We start from the raw sequence: 20,883 nt of genomic DNA, 5'->3' as shown, positions 1-20,883 counted from the left end.
TGAAGGTCGTCATACCTCAGACGGGCCCGGCCGGCGGTGCAGGGTGGTGGCTGCTGTAGTGAAGCGGGGTGATGCGCTCCTGGCTGGCGCCGCGGTGCCGGGTGATCCGCTGGAAAAAGAGCGAGTTCGGAACGCGGAGCAGGCAACCACGCGCCCCTTCGGCGCGATCGATCAGCGTGGTATAGATCAGGTTGATGTCCACGACCTGGCCGCAGAGACCGGGCTTGTCCACATTCTCCAGAACCTCGATGACATCGTTGATGCGGAATGGACGGGTGGCAACGATGAGAAACGAGCAGAACAGATTGGACAGCACACTCCATGCTGCGAAGAATGCAACTGCGCCGACCGCCATGAATCCGGTGAGCGCAGTCCACAACACCGACCGTGACACCCCAAGCCGTTCCAGCACCAGAAGACCGGCGGCCAGGTAGATCAGCAGCGCACCACCACGGCGCAGCCCGGCATGCAGTTCCGGAGCCAATCGACCGCGCTGCCTGGCCCGCTGCAGGGCCCAGGCAAGCGCCCGCACCAGCAGCCACGCCAGCCCGAGGGTCAGAAGTATCTCGGCCACGGGTACCACCACCGTGAGCCAATCCATGAACCATGGCGGCAGACCGAACATCTGTCAGAGCGTGACCGCGCCGCCGGAGACGGTCAGAAGCGCACCGGATGTGTAGCTTGCCGTATCCGAGGCGAGCATCACGTACGCCGAAGCGAGCTCTGCTGGCTGCCCGGGGCGTCCGAACGGCGTCTGCGAACCGAACTGCTCCACCTCTTCGGCGGCCATGCCCGCAGGGATGAACGGCGTCCAGATGGGGCCCGGCAACACGGCGTTGACCCGGATCTGCTGTTCTGCAAGCAGCCCCGCCAAGCCGATGGTCAGGTTGGCCACTGCCCCCTTGGTGGCCGAGTAGGGAAGGATGTTGGGCGTCGGCTTCTTGGAGTTGACCGAGGCGGTATTGATGATCGCGCCGCCGCCCTGCAGGTGCGGAACACATAGCCGGCTGAGATTGAAGACCGCGTGCACATTGGTATCGAACGTGCGCTGCCAGTCCTCCAGGGTGATGTCGTCCAGGCTCTCGTAATAGCGCTGATAGGCCGCGTTGTTGACCAGGATGTCCAGTCCATCGAGCTCGCTGGCCACCCTGTCAACCAGGCTGCGCGCCTGCGCCGGATCACTGATGTCACACGGCACCAGCACCGCCTTGCGCCCCGCCTGCTCGATCTGTTGCTGGACATGGCGTGCATCGTCCTGCTCGCCCTCAAGAAAGGCGATTGCCACGTCTGCGCCTTCGCGCGCGAAAGCAATGGCGACGGCGGCACCGATACCACTGTCTCCGCCGGTGATGAGTGCCTTGCGGCCGGTCAGCAGACCATGGCCCACGTAGCTGTCTTCTCCGTGATCCGGTTGAGGCTGCATCGGTGCGGTCTTCCCGGGGAAGCGCTGCTGCTGGCGTGGAAATGGCGGGCGTGGATAGTTGGGGGTCGGCATCGTCTGGCTCCGTGTGTGGCAGGGGCGTCCAGTCTCGCCGTGCAGTGGTAAAAAACGCGGCCCGGCGGCGTGGCTGCCATGTCGACGGCATCCATCGCAGGCTTCACAACGGGTGCGCGATGGTGGTCATGATGCTGTTGGCGGCCTGCCTTGAATCCAGCCGGGTATGCTGCACCACGACCGGGTGATCCGATTCGATGAGGCTGGCGAAACCAGTGCCACGCGGTATCGGCGCCGGGTCCTGCAGGTCATTGAACCGCAGGTGGCGCGTGCGGCGGGCGGGCACCACGAAGCCGAAGGGCCCCAGCGGCTCGCGGTCCTCGAAATACAGCGTTAGAAGCACGTGCGCATCATGGTCGCCCGCGTTGAGCACGCAGCACGTCTCATGGCTTTCCATCTCGGGTGACGGGCCATTGCTCCACGCAGGAATGTAGCCCTCGGCAATTGCCCAGCGGCGGTGGCCGATACAGGAAGAAGATGTTTTCATGACGCGGTTTTACTGTCGCCGGTGTTGCCATTGCGTCCACATTCCGCTTGGATCCAGTGATGATGATCGGCTATCACGCTTCGCACGAGCAGTTTGCGCCGGCGGCGCTTCTTGAGTTGGCGCACCGCGCCGAACACGCCGGATTCGATGCCCTGATGTGCTCCGACCATTTTCATCCCTGGACGTCGGCGCAGGGACAATCCGGACACAGTTGGGTCTGGTCCGGCGCGTTGGCGGCGCATTGTGCGCTTACCCTGGGCATGGTGACGTGCCCGATGCTGCGCCAGCATCCAGCGCTGGTGGCACAGGCGGCGGCGACCCTTGACCAGCTCGCACCCGGCCGGGTCTGGTTGGCACTGGGCACGGGCGAAGCGCTCAACGAACGCATCACCGGCAAGCCGTGGCTGTCCAAGGAGATGCGGCAACAGGCCCTGCTGGAAGCCGCCGATGTGATGCGCCGGCTCTGGCAGGGAGAGCGGGTTGATCACACGGGCGCATTCGAACTGCGTAGCGCGCGTCTCTACAGCCGGCCGCTGCTTCCACTACCGTTGCTGGGCGCGGCCGTCACCGAGGCCTCCGCACGGTGGGTAGGGAGCTGGGCCGATGGCTTGATCACCATCAGCCAACCCCTTCCGGTACTGCGCCGCGTCGTGAACGCGTTCGAGGCGGCTGGCGGCCTGGGCAAGCCAATGTACGTGCAGGCCAAGCTGTCCTATGCACGTTCAGAAGAGGCCGCACTGGCCGGCGCGCTGCAGCAGTGGAGCGCCAACGTCCTCCCACCCGAGCTGGCTGAAGGGCTGGACCAGCCCGAGCAGTTCGAAGCATGCGCAGCCAAGGTCGATGCACTGCAGCTGCGCGAGCACGTACACGTCAGCGCCGATCTGCAACGTCATCTTGCGTGGCTACAGCAACTGCAGTCGTTGGGCTTCGACCGCATCTACCTGCACAACGTCAACCTCGAGCAGGAACGCTTCATCGATGATTTCGCGGCGCATGTCCTGCCGCCGTTGCGACGTCATTCCGCGCCGCCCACCAGCCACGCATAGCCATACCCCTGCAGAAGGCAGCGGCGCCCCTGCAGCACCGCATGGCGGGCGACGATGGCGGTGAGGTGGCCTGCAAGGGGCACCTCGAACCAGACCGGCTGCGTGTTGAAGTTGACCAGGGCGAGCGCCTGCTTCGGGCCATGGCCATATCGAAGCACGAGCAGCGCAGGGGCATGCGACGGCAGCACGGTGGGACCGGCCTGCAACAATGGCTGTTCAGCGCGCTGGTGAAGAAGCTCACGGATGCGGCCAAGCAGTGAGTCTGGATCGGACTGCTGCGCGGCGACGTTGATCGTCCTGTAGCCAAAAGGTCCGGTTTCCAATGGCTTGCGCCAGGCGTGACGCGGTGCATCCGTAAATCCGCCCGCCGGGCCATCATGCCACTGCATCGGCATCCGGACCGCATTGCGCTCGGGCAGATCGAGACAGTCGCCCAGGCCGATCTCCTCTCCGTATCGAAGCACCGGCACCTGCCCCAGCGAGAGCAACGCCGCCCACGCCATCGCTTGCCAACGCACATCCCCGCCGAGCATCGGCGCAAGACGGCGCCGAATGCCTCGGCCGTAGATGCGCATTCCGGGGTCGGGGGCAAAGCGCGCCATCACTTCCTCACGTTCCTGCGCGGAGAGCTGCTCCAGGTCCAGCTCGTCATTGTTGCGCAGCCATGCGATGCGGGTGTCTGGAGGCGCATGCGGGCCATACTCGGCCATGACATCGCTCAGCACCCGGGCATCGCCCCGCGCCAGCGCCAGGAAAAAATGATTGTTGAGATGGAAGTCAAGCAGATGGGAAAGCCGCCTTCCCCCATGCAGGAAGTCGCCGTAGCGACTGGCGCTGACATCTGCTTCGCCGATGAGTGGCAGGCCGCGCTGATGGTTGTCGGCGACCTTACGCATGTCCTCAAGCAACCACAACCCATCGTCGCGAGGATCAGCGTGCCGGGCGCGCTCAACCATATAGGGCACAGCGTCCACCCTGAATCCGGCGACGCCGCGCTGCAGCCAGAACGCCATGATCCGTCGCAGCTCATCCCGCACGGGCGGATGGGCGAGTTCCAGATCCGGCTCGTGGTGGTAGAACATGTGGCGATTGAACGCCTCGGCCTCCGCATCCCATGTCCAGGTTGACGCCTCGACAGGTGGAAACATCGGCTGCAGCCCGTCATCAGGGATGCAGTCGCTCCACAGGTACCAGGGTCGCCGGTACGGATCACCCGCCCGGGCGGCCGCGAACCAGGGGTGTGCGCTGGCGGTGTGCTGCATGACCAGTTCGACCAGGATCCCGATTCCACGGTCATCGGCAGCAGACACCAGGCGCTCGAATGCCTTCTCGTCACCGAGGCGTGGATCGATGCGATAGTGGTCGGTGATGTCATAGCCGCCGTCGCGTTCGGCATTGCAATAGAAGGGCAACAGCCAGAGATGGCTCACACCCAACCATTGCAGATAATCCAGCTTCTCGGTCACCCCATCCAGCGTGCCCCAGCCAAGACCGTCGCTGTCACGGAAAAGATACGGGTCAACCTGGTAGATCGCTTTGAGTGGACGCGCAGTCACGGTCATGATCCTCGTCGGCTCATCTCGAGATGCAAGTGAGCTTGCCGGCTGCCCCTTCATGCAATCGTGAATCAAACGCATGGATCCAGTGATGTCCAGCCGCCCGGCCCGCTGCTGCCGTCAGGACTGGCATCGCTGAGGGCGCAATGAGATCCGCGCACGGTGTTCATCAGCCACCCACGCCGCCAAGACGGAAAAGCGACCGGCAGGGATTTACGTTGTATGCACTGCCGCCGCGACGCCGCGATGCGAGGCCGGTGCGCGCTGCCGAGACCGGCGTCACCGGCAGCCTGCACGCTGATGGCCCCAGGTGTTGCCGGTCGAGGCCAGGTGTGGGATCCGACGAGCGTACGACGGAGGCGCGATGGACGGTATGGGTATCTGCTACAGCGATTACAGCAATGGCTCGGATGAACGTGCGTGGCAGCAGTGTCGCTGGCTCTGGCAGCGCCCGGCGACCCCGTTGGCGTCGCTGTGCGGGTCCGCAGAGCGCATCATGCTGTTGGCCACCGATCCGGGTGACGAGGTGCTGGGTTGTGGCGGTCTTCTGAAATGCGTGGCTGAGCACACGCAGGTCCGGATACTGGCACTCACCGACGGCGAAACCTGTTATGCCGGCGAACCATGGTGGACGCCTGCCCGACTGCGCCAGGCACGCCGCGATGAGCAGTGTGAAGCGCTGGAAAGGGTCGGCATCGGCGCCGCGTCGATTGTTCGGCTTGGCATCGCCGACGGGATGCTGGCCGCGCACGAGCAGGCATTGGAGCGCTGGCTGCGGGGCACGCTGCGTCCCAATGACCTTCTGCTGGCACCTTGGCGCTTCGATGGCCGTGCAGACCATGAAGCCGCCGGACGCGCCGCATGCCGTGCCGCACGATCAGTTGGCTGTGCACGGCTGGAATACCCGGTCTGGGGATGGCACTGGATGGATCCCGGCTGCGCGCACATGGCGTGGGAATCTCCCAGGTTGCTGGATATAGAAAGCGTTATCGACTGCAAGCGCGGCGCGGTGTCCCTGCTGCGCACCCAGACTGGAGCGATCGAGTACCTGCGTGCCGAGCCGGCGTTGCCCGCGCGCGTTCTTGCGCGTTTCCAGCGCAACCATGAGGTATTCCTGGCCTAGCGTGGCGCCGCCAGGGGAACGTGCTGCACGCCCGTCGCCATCAATCCCCGGTCTGCGAGTGAGGTGCCTGGACCGCTTTCGACTGGGGAGAGTCCTTCTGGCGAAGGAAGATGGTGAGGATGACCAGTGACAGCACGGCGAGGAATTCGCTTTGCCAGTTCTGCATCGATTCGAACCAGAACGTACTGCTGGACAGATGGTCAAGGAATCCCGGGGGTGGCAAGCCCTCCAGCCGTTTCTCGACACACTCCGAACGCCAACTGCCGATGGCATGCAAGGCAAAACTCAGCAGGAACATGATCGTGAAGGCAATCGCCAGTGAGTGGCCGTACAAGGTCTCCCAGATCCCGCCCCGGCGCACGGGCCAAGGGACAGGTCCCTCATCCACCCGTTCCTGTTCCTGCGCCGGATCCAGCGGCCTCGATTCTGCCGAGCCGCGTTGCCGTAACGAAACCGTCAACAGCACGTACATGCCCATCTGCAGGAACTCGCTCTCCCAGTTCTCGAAGGTGGCACTGATGAAGTGGCCACTGACAAGGTAATGCCACAGGTCCACCGAGGTGCTGCCATGCCGCTGCAGCTCATCGTTGTAGACCTGCAGGCCCGCTGCGATCTGCCCTCCCAGAAACAGCAACATCAGTGCCAGCAGAACCAGCGAAAGACCATTTCTTCTCCACATACCTCACCTCGCGCACCCGCCTCATGGATGAGCCTGCCCGGGCACTGCGGAAACCGCCGTGAATGGGTTGCGTGGAGCCGGTGAATGGTTGAAGGCAGTGTCAACGGCCGTGTCCGGCTGGATGTACACCGCGCACACCCCGCGCTCACGGCACCGCAAATGGGGGCATGACACGCTGAACATCCTTTCCCGATCGACAGGAGACTGACGATGCAGGCGTTGACCTATCATGGCCGCAAGGATGTGCGTGTTGAAACCGTTCCAGATCCCGTACTGGCCGCGGACGATGACGTGATCCTGAGGGTGACGGCAACTGCAATCTGTGGCTCGGACCTGCATCTCTATCGCGGGAAGATCCCTGATCTGCACACCGGTGATGTGCTTGGCCACGAGTTCATGGGGGTGGTCGAAGAGGTGGGTCGCGGCGTGTCCCAGCTCCGGCCCGGCGATCGGGTCGTGGTTCCGTTCGTCATCGCCTGTGGTGAGTGCTTCCACTGCAGATTGGCCGAGTACGCTGCTTGTGAGACAACGAATACCGGGCCGGGCGCTGCACTGAATGCCAAGGGCATGCTGCCGCCGGCAGCGCTGTTCGGGTACAGCCATCTGTACGGCGGTGTTGCAGGCGGGCAGGCTGAGTTCGCCCGTGTACCCAAGGCAAATGTCGGCCCGCTGCGTATCCCGGAGGGCGTCGCAGACGAGCAGGTGCTCTTCCTGTCCGACATCCTGCCGACCGGCTATCAGGCAGCACTCAATGCCGGGGTAAAGCCAGGTTCGACCGTTGCGATCTTCGGTGCTGGCCCGGTCGGGCTCATGAGTGCAGCCAGCTGCAGGCTGCTCGGCGCGGAAACGATCTTCATCATCGACCACCTGCAGTACCGGCTTGATTTCGCGCAGCGCACCTACGGTGCAACGCCCATTGATTTCACTACGGTCGATGACCCGGCCGAGTACATCGTCAGCCAGACCGGGGGGCGGGGCGTGGACGCCTGCATTGAAGCGGTCGGATTTGAAGCGGAAGGCAGTGCGCTGGAGAGCGCTCTGACCGCGGTGAAACTGGAAGGGAGCAGTGGCGTGGCGATCCGTCAGGCCATTGCCGCTGCCCGTCGTGGCGGTGTAGTGAGCATTCCCGGCGTGTACGCCGGCTTCATCCATGGATTCCTGCTGGGAGACGCGTTCGACAAGGGTCTGACGTTCAAAATGGGGCAGACACACGTGCAGGGATTGATGCCGGAACTGTTGACAGCCATCCTGGATGGGAAGCTCGATCCGGGCAACATCATCTCTCACCGTATGCGCTTGGGCGATGCTGCAGCGGGCTACGCAATGTTCGATGCCAAGAACGACGACTGCCGCAAGATCGTGCTTACGCCATGAGTCTGGCCATGGCATGCGTGTACGGCCTGTGGCTGCTGGCAGGAACGCTCGATTTCCACTTCCATCGGCGGACCGACATCGCCCACACCTCCGGCCTGCGCGAGAGCGCGCTGCACGGTGTGCAGCTCAGCCTGATCGGCGCCGGCCTCTTGGCCTGGTTGGCGCTGGCGCACACCTGCGCACTGATCGTGCTGCTGACAGTGGCGGCCATGCTGCATGGGATCGTGGGCTATCTCGATACCGCGAGCGCAGATGGCCGCCGTCGCATCAGTCCGCTCGAGCAACACGTTCATAGCATTCTGGACATGGCGCCATGGGTCTTCCTGGCATGGGTCGCGTGGAATGCACAGACTGGTTGGGGCCTGCGATGGCAGCCGGCACCGGCGCGCCTGTGGCTGTCCACGATACTGCCGGCCCTGGCGCTTGCCGGCCTGCCATGGCTGGCCGAGCTGAGGCGCTGCATCCGAGCTGCACCACACGACGGCAGGGCAGCGTAGCGGCTGCTGCGCGCGCGACAGCCCCATCCGCACGGAAGGTGCGAGCCGGCCCGCCTTCAACTAACGCTTCTTCTTCCGCAGGGACACCAGGGATGGGGAAGGTGTGGTGGGGGACGGCTGGTTCGGCCGATGCTTCTTGTTCTTCAGCGTCGGATCGGGGCCGTTCTGAGGATTGGTAGCGTACCGGCTCTGCGTCTTGTCTGCGCTCATACGGGTTTTCCAGATGATGGGGCCGTCATCTACGCACAGTGAAGGTAGAGGCAGGATGCAATGGCTGTCTTCACTTGGTGGAAAGAGGTCAATGCTCCGCGTTGGCCGGTGCTGGCGCGCCCGCCACTGCCGTCGCCTCAGGCAGCACTTGGTGCTTCACCGTGACCAGTCAGCATCAGGCGGCATTGCAGCCGTGCGTTGCTGACGGCCTGGTGCGCCCCGCACCGCGAACACGCCAGCACGGTCCCCCCGGGTATCTGTTCCAACTGCTCACTGGTTCTGCGCGACACATGACCGCATGCGTTGCATCGCATGGTTATGGTGTTCACGTATGTGATTCGATGTTGCGCATCGGTTTCTGCGTTGAGCTCAAGGACGTGGAAGCGACCGGTGTCTGACATGGTGGTTCGAACCGTTGGTGGGTCAAGCTTATCGTTGGACTGTCGCTGCGATTACAGCGTGATGGGGATCACGATCCGCTTCGAACGAAGCTGAATCGTTGAGCATTGCGTAATGGCTTTTCACGCGACTAGATCCGCACTGAACACAACTGCCGCAGGCGATTGCTAAGGTCATCCACTGTCAGGAAGCAACCAGGAAGGATGATGCCAATCAGAGCCATAACGTATGTCAGCGAGGCCTGTCCCGCGATCTCCGGCTGCGACCCGGGGAAGGGCACAGAACTGCTCGATCGCGTTGTCGATGACGCCGCCCGGTTCAACCGCGACGCCGGAGTCAGTGGCGTCCTGTTGTTCGATGGCTGCCGATTCCTGCAGTACATGGAAGGCCCGGCGGACGGACTCCGGGTGGCGTACTCGCGCGTGATCGGCGCCAGCAGTCATGGTGAACTCATCGAACTGCAGCGGGGTCGCGTTGGTCAGCGCCGTGTGCCTTTCTGGCCGATGCGATGGCTTCCGGTAGAACCGCAGGTGCTGTCGCGGCTTGCGGGGAGCGATTGGACGGGATTCAAGCAGCGAGGCGACAGCGGAGCGCTGAATGCCACTGCGATGGATATCCTGGTGGCGTTGGTCGAACCCCACGCACAGGTAGCCTGGAGCCAGGGAACCGCCAGTAGAGAGTCGCAGCCGCTGGAGTGCGGCACCGGCGTGGCCGTTTCCAACGCAATGAAGTGAGCAATCCGCAGCGGCATGCGCGGAATGGTTGACCGGCACCGCTGCCGGTGCCGCAACAAGTGTTATGCCCACATCAGCAGCATGTGCGGCCGCGCGGCAAGCGCTTTCACACCGGCCGACACGACGATGATCGCGTGTTCGCCACGATGAGGGCGGAGGCATATCGCCCCGAAGCGGAGAACGCAGATGTCCGACCCACGCAGTGGCAAGCGCAGGGAACGTTTGTTGAAGTGGCTGCAGGATGCGTATGCCATGGAGCAGGAGGCAGAGACCATGATGAAGGCCATGGCCTCGCGCATCGAGAACTATCCGGGACTGGCCGCCCGGATCGGTCAGCATGTACAGGAAACCCGCCAGCAGTCCGAGTCGCTGCGGCAATGCATCCAATCCCTTGGCGGCAGCGTACCTACCGCCAAAGGGCTGTTTGCCAGCCTCACCGCTGCGATGCACGCGGCCGGCAACAGCATGATGGAGGATGAGGTCGTCAAGGGTATCGGTCTCTCCTTTGGCTTCGAGAATACCGAGATTGCTACTTACCGGGCTTTGGTAGTCGCCGCCGAACGTGCGGGTGCAACCGACATCGCAGCTGTCTGCGGACAGATCCTGCAGGAAGAGATCGCCATGGCGCGTTGGCTGGAGGATCACCAGGACGTCCTCGTAGGTGCGTTCCTTGATCGCGACGAGACCCCCGGCGCCGAGGCCAAGCGCTGACCGTGATGCCCGTTGTTGCACGCACAGGAGACCGACCATGTTCTTTCATCACAAGAAGCTGATGTACACCGTCCGCGTTCGTCAATCCGATCCGCAGCTCGCCACGCTGATGCTCGAGCAGTTCGGCGGTCCGCAGGGCGAACTGGCTGCCGCCATGCGCTATTTCACCCAGGGCCTTGGTGAGTGCGACGCGGGCCGCAAGGATATGTTGATGGATATCGCTACCGAGGAGATCAGCCACCTGGAGATCATCGGCACCATCATCGCAATGCTCAACCGTGGTCCTAAGGCGGTGCAGTCCGAGGCCATGCTGGAAGCCGAGGATATGCGGCAGCTGGGACGGAACAGCACCAGCCATACCGAGCAGATCCTGTATGGCGGAGGGCCGGCTCTGGTCAACTCCAGTGGGGTGCCGTGGACGGCGGCGTACGTCGACAGCATCGGCGACCCCAGTGCAGACCTGCGCTCGAACATCGCCGCCGAGGCGCGTGCGAAGCTGGTGTACGAGCGTTTGATCAATATCACCAGTGACCCGGGCATCAAGGACGCGCTGCGCTTCCTGATGACGCGTGAGATCGCGCATATGAAGTCGTTCGAGAAGGCACTGCACAGCATGCAGCCGAACTTCCCGCCTGGAAAGCTGCCGGGAGATCCGGCCTATACCGATCTGTATATGGACATGTCGCAGGGCGGGCAGGATCTGCAGGGAAGCTGGAACAGCGGCGAACTGTGGGAACGCGTCACCGACCGTGAAGCCCAGGCAGCGCTGGACGGAGGTGACGGAGACTACGGGGTCGGGCTGACGCCGCGCGAGCAGGCAGCTGAAGACGCAATGATACTGCGGACGTTGTCCGACCCAGCTCTGCGTCCGATGACCGGCGCAGAGCTGGGCGCAGGCCCCGGCTCCGGGGCGCTCGATCTGCCGCCGCGCGAACCCTGACGTCCACCGCACCGCCAGGACATGGCCCGATGACCGGGGCAGGGGCGGGGCACAGGCGGACTGATCTGCAGAACCTGCATGGAGTCGATGTTCATGAGCCAACCTTCCCTTCGCGGCAGCCTCTGGCGGCACTACGGTCAGACACGACCGTTCCCACCTCTGGCGGGGCCGGCACGCGCTGATGTGCTCATTGTTGGTGCAGGCATCACTGGCCTGCTCACCGCCGCCCGGTTGGCCGACGCAGGCTTGGATGTTCTGCTCGTCGATGCCGGCCCGGTTGGCGGCCGCAATACCGCACAATCCACCGGCAACCTCTACGCACCGGTATCGCGGATGGCCGATCTGGTGAGCCGTTGGGGCAGTGGAGTGGCGAGAAGGGTGGTGCAGTGGCGCGGACAGTCACTGCGCTCCATCGAAGCGCTGGTGCACCGTTATGATCTGGAATGCGGCTTCAGCAGGGTGCCGATGCAATACGGCATCCAGCAGCGGGATGCGGAGGCCACGCTCAGGTTTGACCGGGAACTGCAGGCCTACCAGCGCGCCGGCCTGCGCTGCGCCCACCATCCCTTCGGCCTTCCCTTCGCGCTGGGGCATTCGTTCACCATCCCCGATCAAGCGCAGCTGGACCCGCTGGCGTTCTGCCAGGGCCTGGCATCGCGACTTGCGGGACGTGTCCGCATCCACGCCGGCACCAGGGTGGCGACCATTGACGCCGGCGCCGGCGTCGCGCGCACCGGGACCGGCGATACCATCCGTGCCGCGCACTTCGTGCTTGCCACGCATTCCCCATCAGGATTCAACCTGGTGCAGGCCGAGATGGAGGTCCACCGGGAATACGCGATGGCTGCACCGGTTGCCGTGGCCCCAGCGCCAGGCATCCACTGGATCGCCGACCGGCATCGTTCGCTGCGCGGTGGCACTGGCGCAGACGGCCGCAGTTGGCTGGTACTGGTCGGGGAAACGCATCGGGCTGGAGAGACCCCGGTCGCAGACCCCGGGTGGCGTCTGGTCGAGGACGCGCGACGGTATTTCCAGCTGCAGGGTGAGCCCATCATCTGGTCTGCACAGCAGTTCCGTGCAGCCGACCGGCTTCCATACATAGGCAACAGCGCACACGACAACGTATGGGTTGCCACCGGTTTCGGTCCTGATGGGCTGGGTTGGGCGGGTGTGGCCGCCAGTGTCATCGAGCAGGGCATTCAAGGTGTCCACGAAGAGGCCGCGCGACAGCTGAGCCCAATGCGGTTCACCCCGCTTCGATCGGCCGGCGGATGGCTGCGGACAAACGCGACCGTGATGAAGCATTTTGTCGGCGATCGTCTCCCGCGGTCCAGCGAGGGAGCGGCCGAGTCGTTGCCGGCAGGCGAGGGCGCTCTGCTGGACATCGGCGGAAAGCGGACTGCGGCCTACCGGGATGATGCAGGCGATCTGCATGTGCTCTCCCCGTTGTGCCCGCATCTCAAGTGTCTTGTGCAGTGGAACGGGCATGAGCGCACCTGGGATTGCCCCTGCCACGGAAGCCGGTTCAGTGCCACCGGGCAGTTGCTGGAAGGGCCTGCCAGCGAAGGTCTGTCGCCGCTGGCGCCTTGATGGTCGAAATCACATACGGCAACACTCGTGCGCGGGCCAGCATCGTGATACCGCAAACAAAGCGGGCGGACCGAAGTCCGCCCGCCGCTGCCGTTACCCACTGCGCCGCTCAGCGCTGCTGGCCGCCGCGGTTGCCACCACCGCGCTGCTGCTGCTCCTGCTGGCCCTGGTTGCCACCACGCGACTGGCCGCCCTCGCGGCCGATGTCGGCCATGTGCTGGCGATCCTGGCTGACTGCTTCGCCGCCCTTGCGGCCGGCTTCGCGTGCTTCTTCGGAACTGAACTCATGAGCATTGCCAGACTCATGCGCGGCACGCCCGCCCTTGGCGGCGATCTCGCGCTGCTTGTCTTCGTCCATCGAGGCGAAACCGCGGTTGCTGCCCTGGTTTTGATTCTGGTTCTGGTTGGCCATAAAAAAAACTCCGTAGTTGACGCCGCCCCAGTGGCGGCATGTCCATCTTCCACATCTGCGTGTAGAAGCCGGTAGCGCGTTCGCCAAGGTGCTGTCATTGCGTGGCGGATTCATCATCATGTGGTTTCGACGTCAGCGCGTGCGTGCTTCGTTACTGCTGGTTCCATGACACAGCCATCCAGTACACATCCACAGCGACGCTGTGTTGCGAAGACGGCGCGCTGACGCGCAATGGATCACCCCGCGACGATTGCCGCGTCCTTCGTCGTCGCGCAGATGCGCTAACCGTTCGTGGTGGTCGATGGCAGCAGTGCCAACACCTGGCGATTGCTGAGCACCTCAGCCACACCGGAACGCTGCAGCGTCTGCAACGCCGGCTGCCGCCGGTCCGGGAGCGCTGCCGTCGCCTCCCACGCGACCACGGTGCGGTACTCGCGTGAGTTCGCATCCACGGCGGTGGCCAGAACGCATGAATCCAGGGCCATGCCCGCCAGTACCAGGCGGCTGATGCCAAGCTTGGCCAGCAGCACCGGCAGGGGCGTGGCCAGGAATGCGGAGTGCTTGGGCTTCAGGATGAAGTAGTGCCCCGGCCGTGGAGCCAACTGGGCGGCGATCCTGGCCGGCTCGCCACCCTTCTGCCGGCACGCCTCGACCAGCTGCGGGAAGTCCTGCTTCCAGTTACCGAAATTATCATTGGCGTAGATTACCGGCAGCCCTCGCGCGTCGAACGCCGCGCGTAGATTGGCGGTTTGAAGCGCTGCCTGCTCGGCGAGCGGAGCCAGCTGGCGCCCCTGCGGGAAATCGAAAAGGCTGAAAAGGTCGATGATGAGCAGGGCGGTCGGCTGTTGCATGGATAGCTCCGGGGCGCGCGGTCAGTTCTCGGCCACGTGCCCGCGGGCGGCGCGTGGCATGCAGCGTTCCTTCTTGGTCTTGATATCGGCAGCCGTGCGAGCCAGTGCCTCATACCGCTGCCGGATATCCTCGAGGTGGGTTGGCTCCATCGCCTCCAGATTGAGAAGCTCCTGGTTGGCATCCCTGCTGACCCGGATCAACTCGTCCAGTTTGATGTGCAACGCCGCAGTGTCTGCGTTCTGGGTGTGCTGGATCAGGAATACCATAAGGAATATCACGATCGTGGTACCGGTGTTGATCACCAGCTGCCAGGTGTCATTCAAGCTGCCTGACAGGCGTGCGGTGGCAGATGCCGCGCGGGCGAACGCACGTCGGATCACTGCTCACCTCCCTTGGCGCCCCCGTTCTTCTTTGCCGCATCGGGTGCCGGCCGCTTGCGGCCCTGCTGCGCAGGCTCATCGGGCGCGGACGCGGCGACGCTGTGTGGGTATGCACGCGTTCCAACAACCTTGTCATCGTGCCGTCTCCGGGTTCTTTACGCCCAACTGGGATAGCAGTTCCTGTGCCTGCTTCAGGTGATCGTCAACATGCAAACGAGAGACCCGCAGGAAGCCGGCGACGTCGGGGTCGTGTGCGGCCGGGATCAGGCTGGAATCCAGCGTCTGCAGCGCCCGCTGATGGTCCCGCACCATGGCCTGCAGATAGGCGCCGTCGAATGCCGGGCCCTGCGCTTGCTGCAGCATCGCCAGTGTTTTTTTTCCCTCCGCCCGTTCTGCCTGCGCCTGCAGTGCGGCCCCGTCGCTCTTCCACGTGGCCAACTGACGGTTGTTGCTGGTGTGCTCATCGATCATCCGTTGCGCATAGTCCCGTACCCGCGCATCGAGGGCGTGCATCAGAGCAAGGCGACCGGCATCGATTTCGCCAGCGTTGATGGTTGAGAGCGTGCCAAGGGCTGCCTCCTGGCCACGTCCCACCGGGGCTTCCCGGCCAAGCGGCGCGGCGCCCGCCGCCGCCTCCGGGCCGGCAACGGCAGATGCGGGAGACAGCGCAAAAGCGGCAATACAGAGGGAAATCGCATAGCGGGACTTCATCGACCACCTCCTCTCATCGGGGATATTCAGCTTGCACTGGCCCGGTTCACATCGGCGCGATGCCAAGGTCGTGGGCGGGTGGGACAGCACAGCGCGGCGCTCACGGCTCCCTAACAGCCACGCGCATGTGTGCGTTGCGCGGGCTTCACTGCGGTTTCTCACTGCCTTGAGGTACGAAGTGGGAGGGTCTTGGTCATCCGCCGCCGTCTGCCCTGGAACGCCATTGGCTTCTCTTCCATCCAGCAACGAACCGCCCCTCCCGTCCTATGACGCGGTCGTCATTGGCGGCAGCTTCGCAGGAATGTCGGCGGCGCTGCAGTTGGCGAGAGCGCGTCGCTGCGTGCTGGTCATCGATGCCGGCCATCCACGCAACAACCCTGCTGCCGTCTCGCACGGATTCCTCGGCCAGGACGGTTCGGCAACCCCTGCGCTGCTGCAGACGTCCCGGCAGCAGTTGCTGCGCTATCCCGGGCTGCATTGGTTCAACGGTACCGCGCGCCGTGCGTGGGGTCGTATCGGTGACTTCAGCGTGTTGCTCGACGGTGGCACCAGCGTGCGCGCCCGTCGGCTTGTGCTGGCCCATGGAGTGGTTGATCGCCTGCCTACCGTCAGCGGGCTTGCCGAGCGCTGGGGGAAGACCGTACTGCATTGCCCCTACTGCCATGGCTACGAGTTGCCGGACAGACCACTGGGCGTGCTGGCGCAGCACAATGCCGAGGCGGAAGCGCAGACCGAAGCCGTGCTGCTCTGCGATTGGGGGTCGGTGGTACTGTTCCGCAATGGGACATTGCCGCCAGCGCCGGATGCCAGGCTGCACGGCAGAGGGATTCGAGTAGTAGGCGACCTGATCGAGCGCATTACAGGTGAGGCAGATGTGGAACTGGCAGGTGGCCGCACAGTCAGCCTGGCGGCGCTGTTCATCGTCACGCAGACTCAACTGTCCACCCCCCTCGCTGCGCAGCTTGGCTGTGACCTGCAGAGCGAAGGGTGCATCACCACTGACTCAAGCAAGCAGACCACCATTCCAGGCGTATTTGCCTGCGGAGACTGCGCGCGCATGGCGGGCAACATTTCTCTGGCGGTGGGCGAGGGCGCCTTGGCGGGGGTGGCGTCGCACCGGTCATTGTCGGGCCTGCTGCAGGGCTGACCCATGCCGCTGCTGGCGCGCCTCATGCCGTCTGCAGCGACGGCTGTGGACGGGTTGGGCGGCCGCCCATGACAATGCACGTACCCGCCGGGTCGAGCTCGGCCATGCGGACATCGGTGTGGGGGTGCGCCACTTGGCTGATGATGTCGATCACCTCGGATGGCATGCGCATGCCGAGGATGACGCGACGCACCGCGCCGGGCACCTCGATCCTGGATTCCGGACTGAGCAACCGCCATTCCTTTTCATAGCGCCAGTGCGATGTCTTGGTGGTCAACGCACGCAGGGCGGCGTCGGGCCCGCAGGCGACATCGATGGCGGGCAGGCGGTTGGCGTAGCGCACCGGATACAGGGGGAGATGGGCCGGGTCCAGTTCGAGTTGCACGGCGACACCGGCAAAGCTCCCCGCGTACAACGACCACATGCGAACGTCGTCGCAGCAGCGGCTCAAGCTGCAGATGCGCGTGGGCACCTCCCGATCCAGCTCACCGGCGGTACCGAAATCACGACGTACAGCGCCGCGCCCGACCATGCGCTCGAACTGACCCTCGAAGGGATCGTTGAGCTCCTCATAATGATGGCAGTAGAGGCGCTCGTTGACGATGATATCGAGCAGATGGGCCAGCTGGGCCAGCGGCTTGAATTTGAACAGAACCATGGCGTTTCCGGGAAGCATCAGCGCTCGATGGCGCTCGGCGCGTCCCCGCCTCGGCCGAGGATATGGTCGCACTCCACCAATCGGGCATTGCTTACTGCCTGGCGAGCCCCACACTTGCCGCACGTCAATAATGTCCCGCCCGAAATAGGTTCCAGCCCCGCTTCGGCGCGGGAAACATGGCGGCAATGGTTGCAACGGACTGTGATCGTATTGACGTTCTTGATTCGCCCCTGTTCGTCGGCGGTATAGTCCAGCGCAAGCACATAGAAATGGCCGGTATCAGGCATGGGTGTGTATCCCCGAACGGATGGGCAGAGTTTGCAGACTCATTCACGCGAGAGAGTGTGACGAGGCCGCCAGTTCATCTTCACATTTCCCTGAATTGTTTTGTTTCCTACGTACACATCACTGTATTCGCCAGAGGGCTTTGGCTAGTCTGTAGGGCCACCTGCAAGGAGATTTCGATGCCTATCAGGGCCGTGGCTTATGCAAGCGAGGCGATCCGCGAAATCGCTGCAGACGGACTGGGCCAAACGGAAGGGAGGCTGTGCGCCATTGTTGACGATGCCGCGCGTTTCAATCGGAACGCTGGCGTGACCGGGGTCCTGCTTTTCGATGGAGAGCACTTTCTCCAATATCTTGAAGGGCCCGAAGACGGGCTGTCGGTGGCCTATTCAAGGGTCATCGGCGCGAGCAGCCATACGGGTCTGGTCGAACTGCAGCGAGGAAGGGTGGGCCATCGCAGGCTGCCGTTTTGGCCAATGCGGTGGCTGCCAGCCGAACTCCACGAACTTGGTCGGATAGCGAAAGCGGACTGGACCGACTTCGCTCAAGGAGAGCGCACCGCGGAGCAGGGCCCTTCCGGAATGGATCTGTTGCTGGGCGCCGTCAAACAACAGGTCGCCGCGATCTGAGACGCATGTTCGCCGATCAGTACTGGCCAATGCGCTGATAGTCCCTCCAGCACTGGAACCGCCTGATCAGGGGGCCCGGTCGCATAACTGCAAACTTCCACTGTCAGTATGGTTGGCTTGTCAGGCTCGATGCAGCCATGAAGCCATCCCTCACGATTGTCCAGGTCCGGGCGTTCTGCGCGCTGGCACAACACCGTAGCTTCAAGGCTGCGGCGCAGGCGCTGGGGACCAGCCAGCCATCGGTGATCAGTCATATCGGCGCGCTGGAAGAGGCCTGCGGCGCGAAGCTCTTCCAACGTCAGCGTGAAAACAACCGATTGACCGATCTGGGCGTGGCGCTGTTGCCGTCCTTTCGTGCCGTACTGGGCCATCTGAAAGATGCCGAGTTGATCCTGCTGTCACACAGCACAAGTCAGAGCGGCGAACTGAACGTGGCGGCGGTCAACCCCGCACGGGTCTCCAGTGTCTTACGCGAGCTTCGGGTGATCTATCCCAACATCAAGGTCAATGTCATCTTTGCCGCCTCGGACCGTGTGCAGGGCTTGCTGGACAGCGACGCGGTGGACATGGCCTTCTTCGTGCAGCCGCGTGCCCAGCCGGGCCAGCAAGCAATCCATTATTACCAGTATGAGCTGATGGCCATTCTGCCTCGCCACCACCCATTGGCGGCCAAGGACGCACTGACCGTCATGGACTTTGCCGGCAACGAGCTGGTGATCCGGGAAGAGGGGTCATTGACGCGCCGACTATTCCTGGACGCACTGGCGAATGCCGGCGTTCCGGCCCGCGTCGCCTATGAGCTGGGCAGTCGCGAATCGGTACGTGAGGCAGTGGCGCAGGGCCTTGGCGTGTCGGTGGTTGCCGAAGACGAGCACGTGCCGCACGAGGGCATCGTGACGCGCCGTATCATGAGCGAAGACATGAAGGCCAGCAGTAGCCTAGTGGTGCCCAACAAGCGGCTGGGCTCTTCGCTGATCAAGACCGCCATCGAGCTGGTGCGCCACCAGGCCCAGCTCGAACGGCCTGCTGTTTGACGCTTCAGGGGCGCTCGCCGCGCGCCCGCCGTGACTCGATCTCCAGCAGCACCGGCGGCAGGTCGGCGATCGTGTCGATCACGTAATGCGCCCCGGCTTCGCGCAACTGCGTGCTGGCGTGCAGGCGCGCTTTGGCCAGGGTTGCCACGTCAGCTGCTTCGAACTGGGCTTGGGTCAGGCCGGATTCATTGCCGGAAAGACTCAGCCCCACCGTCCACATACCTGCGCGCAAGCCCTCGTGAATACCAGGCGCGGAGTCATCCACCTTGACGCAGGCAGCGACATCACCGACACCCAGCGCTACAACGTTGGCCAACGCCATCCAAGGCCCCGGACGGCTGCCCGCGGCCAGGTCATCGGAGGCCACCACGTGGTCCGGCGCATAGCCCTGCGCGGCAGCGGCTGGCAGCAGCGCCTCCATGACCTGACGGGGATAGCCGGAGCACGAGCCGATACGCACGCCCTGGCTGCGCAGCCAGCGCAGTGTCTCGCCCGCGCCAGGAATCAGGCCGGCGTGCTCGGCGACCTTGGCTACCTGCAGCGGCATGAACGTCGCATAGAGGGAATTGACCTGTGCCTCGGTCATGGCACTGCCAAAATGCCTGCGCCAGCGCGTGTCGATGTCGGCGTCGCACCCGAGGGCGCGGATATGATCGCGCTTTCCCAAGCCCATCGGTCGGCGCGCCTCCTCCAGAGAGATATCAAAGTCGAACGCGCGCTTGAAGGCTTCGACGAAAACCGTCGTGGGGGCAAACGAGCCAAAGTCGACCACGGTGCCCGCCCAATCCAGAACCACTGCTTCCACGTGCCTCATCGGCTGAACTCCCGGGTGAAGTGCTGGTCATACAGCGCCTGCACGCGCGCCACATTCCCGTTGAAATTACGTCCGCGCTGGCCCTGTGCCGCCTCGGCCACCAACACGTGCCACGTACCGGCCTCGTAGCCGTAGCTGCGCGGATCGGTATCGATCCCGATCGCGGCAAAAAAGCTCTCAAGCGCATCGCCGGCGTCGGCCAGCGGCACGCCGAGGATGGCCTCGATATCCGTGGCCACCGGCTCGTCAGGGCTGATCGAGCGCACCAGCATCGGCAAGGTAATGCTGCAGGCAATTCCGTGAGGCACGCCCTTCTGCATCGTGATCGGGTAGGAGATGTTGTGCGCCAGCGAGGTCTTGGTATTGGAAAACGCCAGGCCGGCCTGCAACGCCGCCTCCTGCAGGGCTTGGCGCCAAGCCAGGTTGCAGGGCGCCGCCAGGACGCGGGGCAGGGTATCGATGATGCGGCGCGCGGCGGCTATGGCGAGTACGCTGCTGACCGGATTGCGGTTTCGGTTCCACAGGCTCTCGAAGGAGTGCGAGAGTGCGTCCAGCGCCGTGCTGATGGTCAATGCCCGTGGCAGGCTCACGGTCAGTTCCGGCTCCATGATCGCTGCGCGGGCATAGAGCAATGGGTCGGCCAGTGAGTGCTTGCGATCACTGGCGGGGTCCCACACCGTGGCCCAGCTGGTCACCTCGCTACCTGTCCCGGCAGTGGTGGGTATGGCCACATACGGAATGACTGACTCGATGGCACGTCCATCCAGTAGCGGCGCCAACGCGTTGAAGTCGCCGCGGGTGGCACTGAGCACCTTGCAGGCATCGATCACCGAGCCGCCGCCAAGTGCGACCAGGCAGGTGGGGCGCTCGGGTGCGGCACGCAGGCGCTCGCACAGCATCGAGAGGTTCTGCGGGTCGGGGTTGTCGGCCACCTCCGCGATGATGGCCAGCGGTGCATGGCCCGCCGCGCGCTCCACCTTCTGAGCGGCTTGCGCAAACACGGCTCCGGGATGGGTCAGCAATAGATAGGATTCGTTCGCCAGCAATCGGCGCAATGCCGAAAGGGAGCCTTCACCCGTGAACAGCTCCACGGGATTGCGGTAGGTCTGCATGATGCGGT

Annotated in this window: 25 protein-coding genes; 11 read left to right on the top strand and 14 right to left on the bottom strand. The window is 64.0% G+C overall.

Annotated features, from left to right (window positions below):
• Positions 1–16: 16 nt before the first annotated feature.
• The 4 genes from ACEF39_RS10370 to ACEF39_RS10355 all read right to left on the bottom strand — a co-directional run bounded on the left by ACEF39_RS10370 (position 17) and on the right by ACEF39_RS10355 (position 2,158).
• Positions 17–625: a mechanosensitive ion channel domain-containing protein gene (locus ACEF39_RS10370; RefSeq protein WP_088099949.1), complete on the bottom strand. Its 609-nt coding sequence runs from the start codon at positions 623–625 to the stop codon at positions 17–19.
• 3 nt (positions 626–628) lie between these two features.
• On the bottom strand, positions 629–1,495 hold the full coding sequence (locus ACEF39_RS10365; protein ID WP_088099948.1) for a glucose 1-dehydrogenase: 867 nt from the start codon (positions 1,493–1,495) through the stop codon (positions 629–631).
• Between the two features lie 103 nt (positions 1,496–1,598).
• Positions 1,599–1,982 carry a sensory rhodopsin transducer gene (locus ACEF39_RS10360; protein WP_088099947.1) on the bottom strand — a complete coding sequence of 128 codons (384 nt, stop codon included), beginning with the start codon at positions 1,980–1,982 and terminating at the stop codon, positions 1,599–1,601.
• Positions 1,979–2,158 carry a hypothetical protein gene (locus ACEF39_RS10355; protein WP_500288072.1) on the bottom strand — a complete coding sequence of 60 codons (180 nt, stop codon included), beginning with the start codon at positions 2,156–2,158 and terminating at the stop codon, positions 1,979–1,981. The genes ACEF39_RS10360 and ACEF39_RS10355 overlap by 4 nt, the downstream gene beginning before the upstream one ends.
• On the opposite strand from ACEF39_RS10355, the gene ACEF39_RS10350 reads away from it, so the two are divergent.
• Positions 2,099–3,028, top strand: a complete 930-nt coding sequence (locus tag ACEF39_RS10350; protein ID WP_500288005.1) for a TIGR03885 family FMN-dependent LLM class oxidoreductase — start codon at positions 2,099–2,101, stop codon at positions 3,026–3,028. The two genes, ACEF39_RS10355 and ACEF39_RS10350, sit on opposite strands and share 60 nt — an antisense overlap.
• Here the strand turns inward: ACEF39_RS10350 and ACEF39_RS10345 are convergent.
• Complete coding sequence (locus ACEF39_RS10345; protein WP_500287886.1) at positions 2,998–4,590, bottom strand: alpha-amylase family glycosyl hydrolase; 1,593 nt, start codon at positions 4,588–4,590, stop codon at positions 2,998–3,000. The genes ACEF39_RS10350 and ACEF39_RS10345 overlap by 31 nt on opposite strands.
• Before the next feature lie 304 nt (positions 4,591–4,894).
• On the opposite strand from ACEF39_RS10345, the gene ACEF39_RS10340 reads away from it, so the two are divergent.
• Positions 4,895–5,707: a PIG-L deacetylase family protein gene (locus ACEF39_RS10340; protein ID WP_500287885.1), complete on the top strand. Its 813-nt coding sequence runs from the start codon at positions 4,895–4,897 to the stop codon at positions 5,705–5,707.
• Positions 5,708–5,747: 40 nt separating this feature from the next.
• On the opposite strand, the gene ACEF39_RS10335 is transcribed toward ACEF39_RS10340, so the two are convergent.
• On the bottom strand, positions 5,748–6,386 hold the full coding sequence (locus tag ACEF39_RS10335) for a DUF6766 family protein (protein WP_088099945.1): 639 nt from the start codon (positions 6,384–6,386) through the stop codon (positions 5,748–5,750).
• A gap of 210 nt (positions 6,387–6,596) precedes the next feature.
• Here ACEF39_RS10335 and ACEF39_RS10330 point away from each other — a divergent pair, with 210 nt between their 5' ends.
• The 6 genes from ACEF39_RS10330 (at position 6,597) to ACEF39_RS10305 (ending at position 12,841) form a co-directional block, all read left to right on the top strand.
• Positions 6,597–7,760 (top strand): zinc-dependent alcohol dehydrogenase, encoded by a 1,164-nt coding sequence (locus ACEF39_RS10330; protein ID WP_164280155.1) that lies wholly within the window; start codon positions 6,597–6,599, stop codon positions 7,758–7,760.
• 8 nt (positions 7,761–7,768) lie between these two features.
• Positions 7,769–8,257 (top strand): hypothetical protein, encoded by a 489-nt coding sequence (locus ACEF39_RS10325; protein WP_500287884.1) that lies wholly within the window; start codon positions 7,769–7,771, stop codon positions 8,255–8,257.
• A gap of 815 nt (positions 8,258–9,072) precedes the next feature.
• Positions 9,073–9,600 (top strand): BLUF domain-containing protein, encoded by a 528-nt coding sequence (locus tag ACEF39_RS10320; protein ID WP_500287883.1) that lies wholly within the window; start codon positions 9,073–9,075, stop codon positions 9,598–9,600.
• Between the two features lie 186 nt (positions 9,601–9,786).
• Positions 9,787–10,311: a ferritin-like domain-containing protein gene (locus ACEF39_RS10315; protein ID WP_500287882.1), complete on the top strand. Its 525-nt coding sequence runs from the start codon at positions 9,787–9,789 to the stop codon at positions 10,309–10,311.
• 37 nt (positions 10,312–10,348) lie between these two features.
• Positions 10,349–11,251, top strand: a complete 903-nt coding sequence (locus tag ACEF39_RS10310) for a manganese catalase family protein (RefSeq protein ID WP_500287881.1) — start codon at positions 10,349–10,351, stop codon at positions 11,249–11,251.
• Positions 11,252–11,344: 93 nt separating this feature from the next.
• Complete coding sequence (locus ACEF39_RS10305; protein WP_500287880.1) at positions 11,345–12,841, top strand: FAD-dependent oxidoreductase; 1,497 nt, start codon at positions 11,345–11,347, stop codon at positions 12,839–12,841.
• A gap of 109 nt (positions 12,842–12,950) precedes the next feature.
• On the opposite strand, the gene ACEF39_RS10300 is transcribed toward ACEF39_RS10305, so the two are convergent.
• The 4 genes from ACEF39_RS10300 to ACEF39_RS10285 all read right to left on the bottom strand — a co-directional run bounded on the left by ACEF39_RS10300 (position 12,951) and on the right by ACEF39_RS10285 (position 15,196).
• The gene (locus ACEF39_RS10300) at positions 12,951–13,253 is read right to left on the bottom strand and encodes a KGG domain-containing protein (protein ID WP_088099940.1); all 303 of its coding nucleotides are present in this window, start codon (positions 13,251–13,253) and stop codon (positions 12,951–12,953) included.
• A gap of 281 nt (positions 13,254–13,534) precedes the next feature.
• Positions 13,535–14,104, bottom strand: a complete 570-nt coding sequence (locus ACEF39_RS10295) for a cysteine hydrolase family protein (protein ID WP_088099939.1) — start codon at positions 14,102–14,104, stop codon at positions 13,535–13,537.
• Positions 14,105–14,125: 21 nt separating this feature from the next.
• Entirely contained in the window at positions 14,126–14,485 is a 360-nt protein-coding gene (locus ACEF39_RS10290) for a low affinity iron permease family protein (protein ID WP_500287879.1), read from the bottom strand.
• 132 nt (positions 14,486–14,617) lie between these two features.
• Positions 14,618–15,196 carry a DUF4142 domain-containing protein gene (locus ACEF39_RS10285; RefSeq protein WP_500287878.1) on the bottom strand — a complete coding sequence of 193 codons (579 nt, stop codon included), beginning with the start codon at positions 15,194–15,196 and terminating at the stop codon, positions 14,618–14,620.
• Positions 15,197–15,362: 166 nt separating this feature from the next.
• Between ACEF39_RS10285 and ACEF39_RS10280 the strand changes: the two genes are divergently transcribed.
• A complete protein-coding gene (locus ACEF39_RS10280) occupies positions 15,363–16,343 on the top strand; it encodes an NAD(P)/FAD-dependent oxidoreductase (RefSeq protein WP_500287877.1) in 981 nt (326 codons plus the stop codon).
• Positions 16,344–16,365: 22 nt separating this feature from the next.
• On the opposite strand, the gene ACEF39_RS10275 is transcribed toward ACEF39_RS10280, so the two are convergent.
• Complete coding sequence (locus ACEF39_RS10275) at positions 16,366–17,001, bottom strand: DUF2971 domain-containing protein (protein WP_500287876.1); 636 nt, start codon at positions 16,999–17,001, stop codon at positions 16,366–16,368.
• A gap of 17 nt (positions 17,002–17,018) precedes the next feature.
• Positions 17,019–17,288 carry a hypothetical protein gene (locus tag ACEF39_RS10270; RefSeq protein WP_088100324.1) on the bottom strand — a complete coding sequence of 90 codons (270 nt, stop codon included), beginning with the start codon at positions 17,286–17,288 and terminating at the stop codon, positions 17,019–17,021.
• A gap of 177 nt (positions 17,289–17,465) precedes the next feature.
• Between ACEF39_RS10270 and ACEF39_RS10265 the strand changes: the two genes are divergently transcribed.
• Together ACEF39_RS10265 and ACEF39_RS10260 are read left to right on the top strand one after the other, a co-directional pair.
• Positions 17,466–17,915, top strand: coding sequence for a BLUF domain-containing protein (locus ACEF39_RS10265; protein ID WP_500287875.1), 450 nt, complete (start codon positions 17,466–17,468; stop codon positions 17,913–17,915).
• Positions 17,916–18,052: 137 nt separating this feature from the next.
• A complete protein-coding gene (locus ACEF39_RS10260) occupies positions 18,053–18,949 on the top strand; it encodes a LysR substrate-binding domain-containing protein (RefSeq protein WP_500287874.1) in 897 nt (298 codons plus the stop codon).
• Positions 18,950–18,953: 4 nt separating this feature from the next.
• Here the strand turns inward: ACEF39_RS10260 and phnX are convergent, their stop codons facing one another.
• Positions 18,954–19,763 carry a phosphonoacetaldehyde hydrolase gene (gene phnX, locus ACEF39_RS10255; RefSeq protein WP_500287873.1) on the bottom strand — a complete coding sequence of 270 codons (810 nt, stop codon included), beginning with the start codon at positions 19,761–19,763 and terminating at the stop codon, positions 18,954–18,956.
• The gene (locus tag ACEF39_RS10250) at positions 19,760–20,875 is read right to left on the bottom strand and encodes a phosphonoacetaldehyde reductase (RefSeq protein ID WP_500287872.1); all 1,116 of its coding nucleotides are present in this window, start codon (positions 20,873–20,875) and stop codon (positions 19,760–19,762) included. Before ACEF39_RS10250 ends, phnX begins: the two co-directional genes overlap by 4 nt.
• Between the last annotated feature and the right edge of the window lie 8 nt (positions 20,876–20,883).

It is taken from the genome of Stenotrophomonas indicatrix (genome assembly GCA_041545745.1).
Taxonomy (GTDB): Bacteria; Pseudomonadota; Gammaproteobacteria; order Xanthomonadales; family Xanthomonadaceae; genus Stenotrophomonas; species Stenotrophomonas indicatrix_A.
The sequence above is the reverse complement of the archived record's forward strand: the minus strand, read 5'-3'. Positions and strand labels throughout refer to the sequence as shown.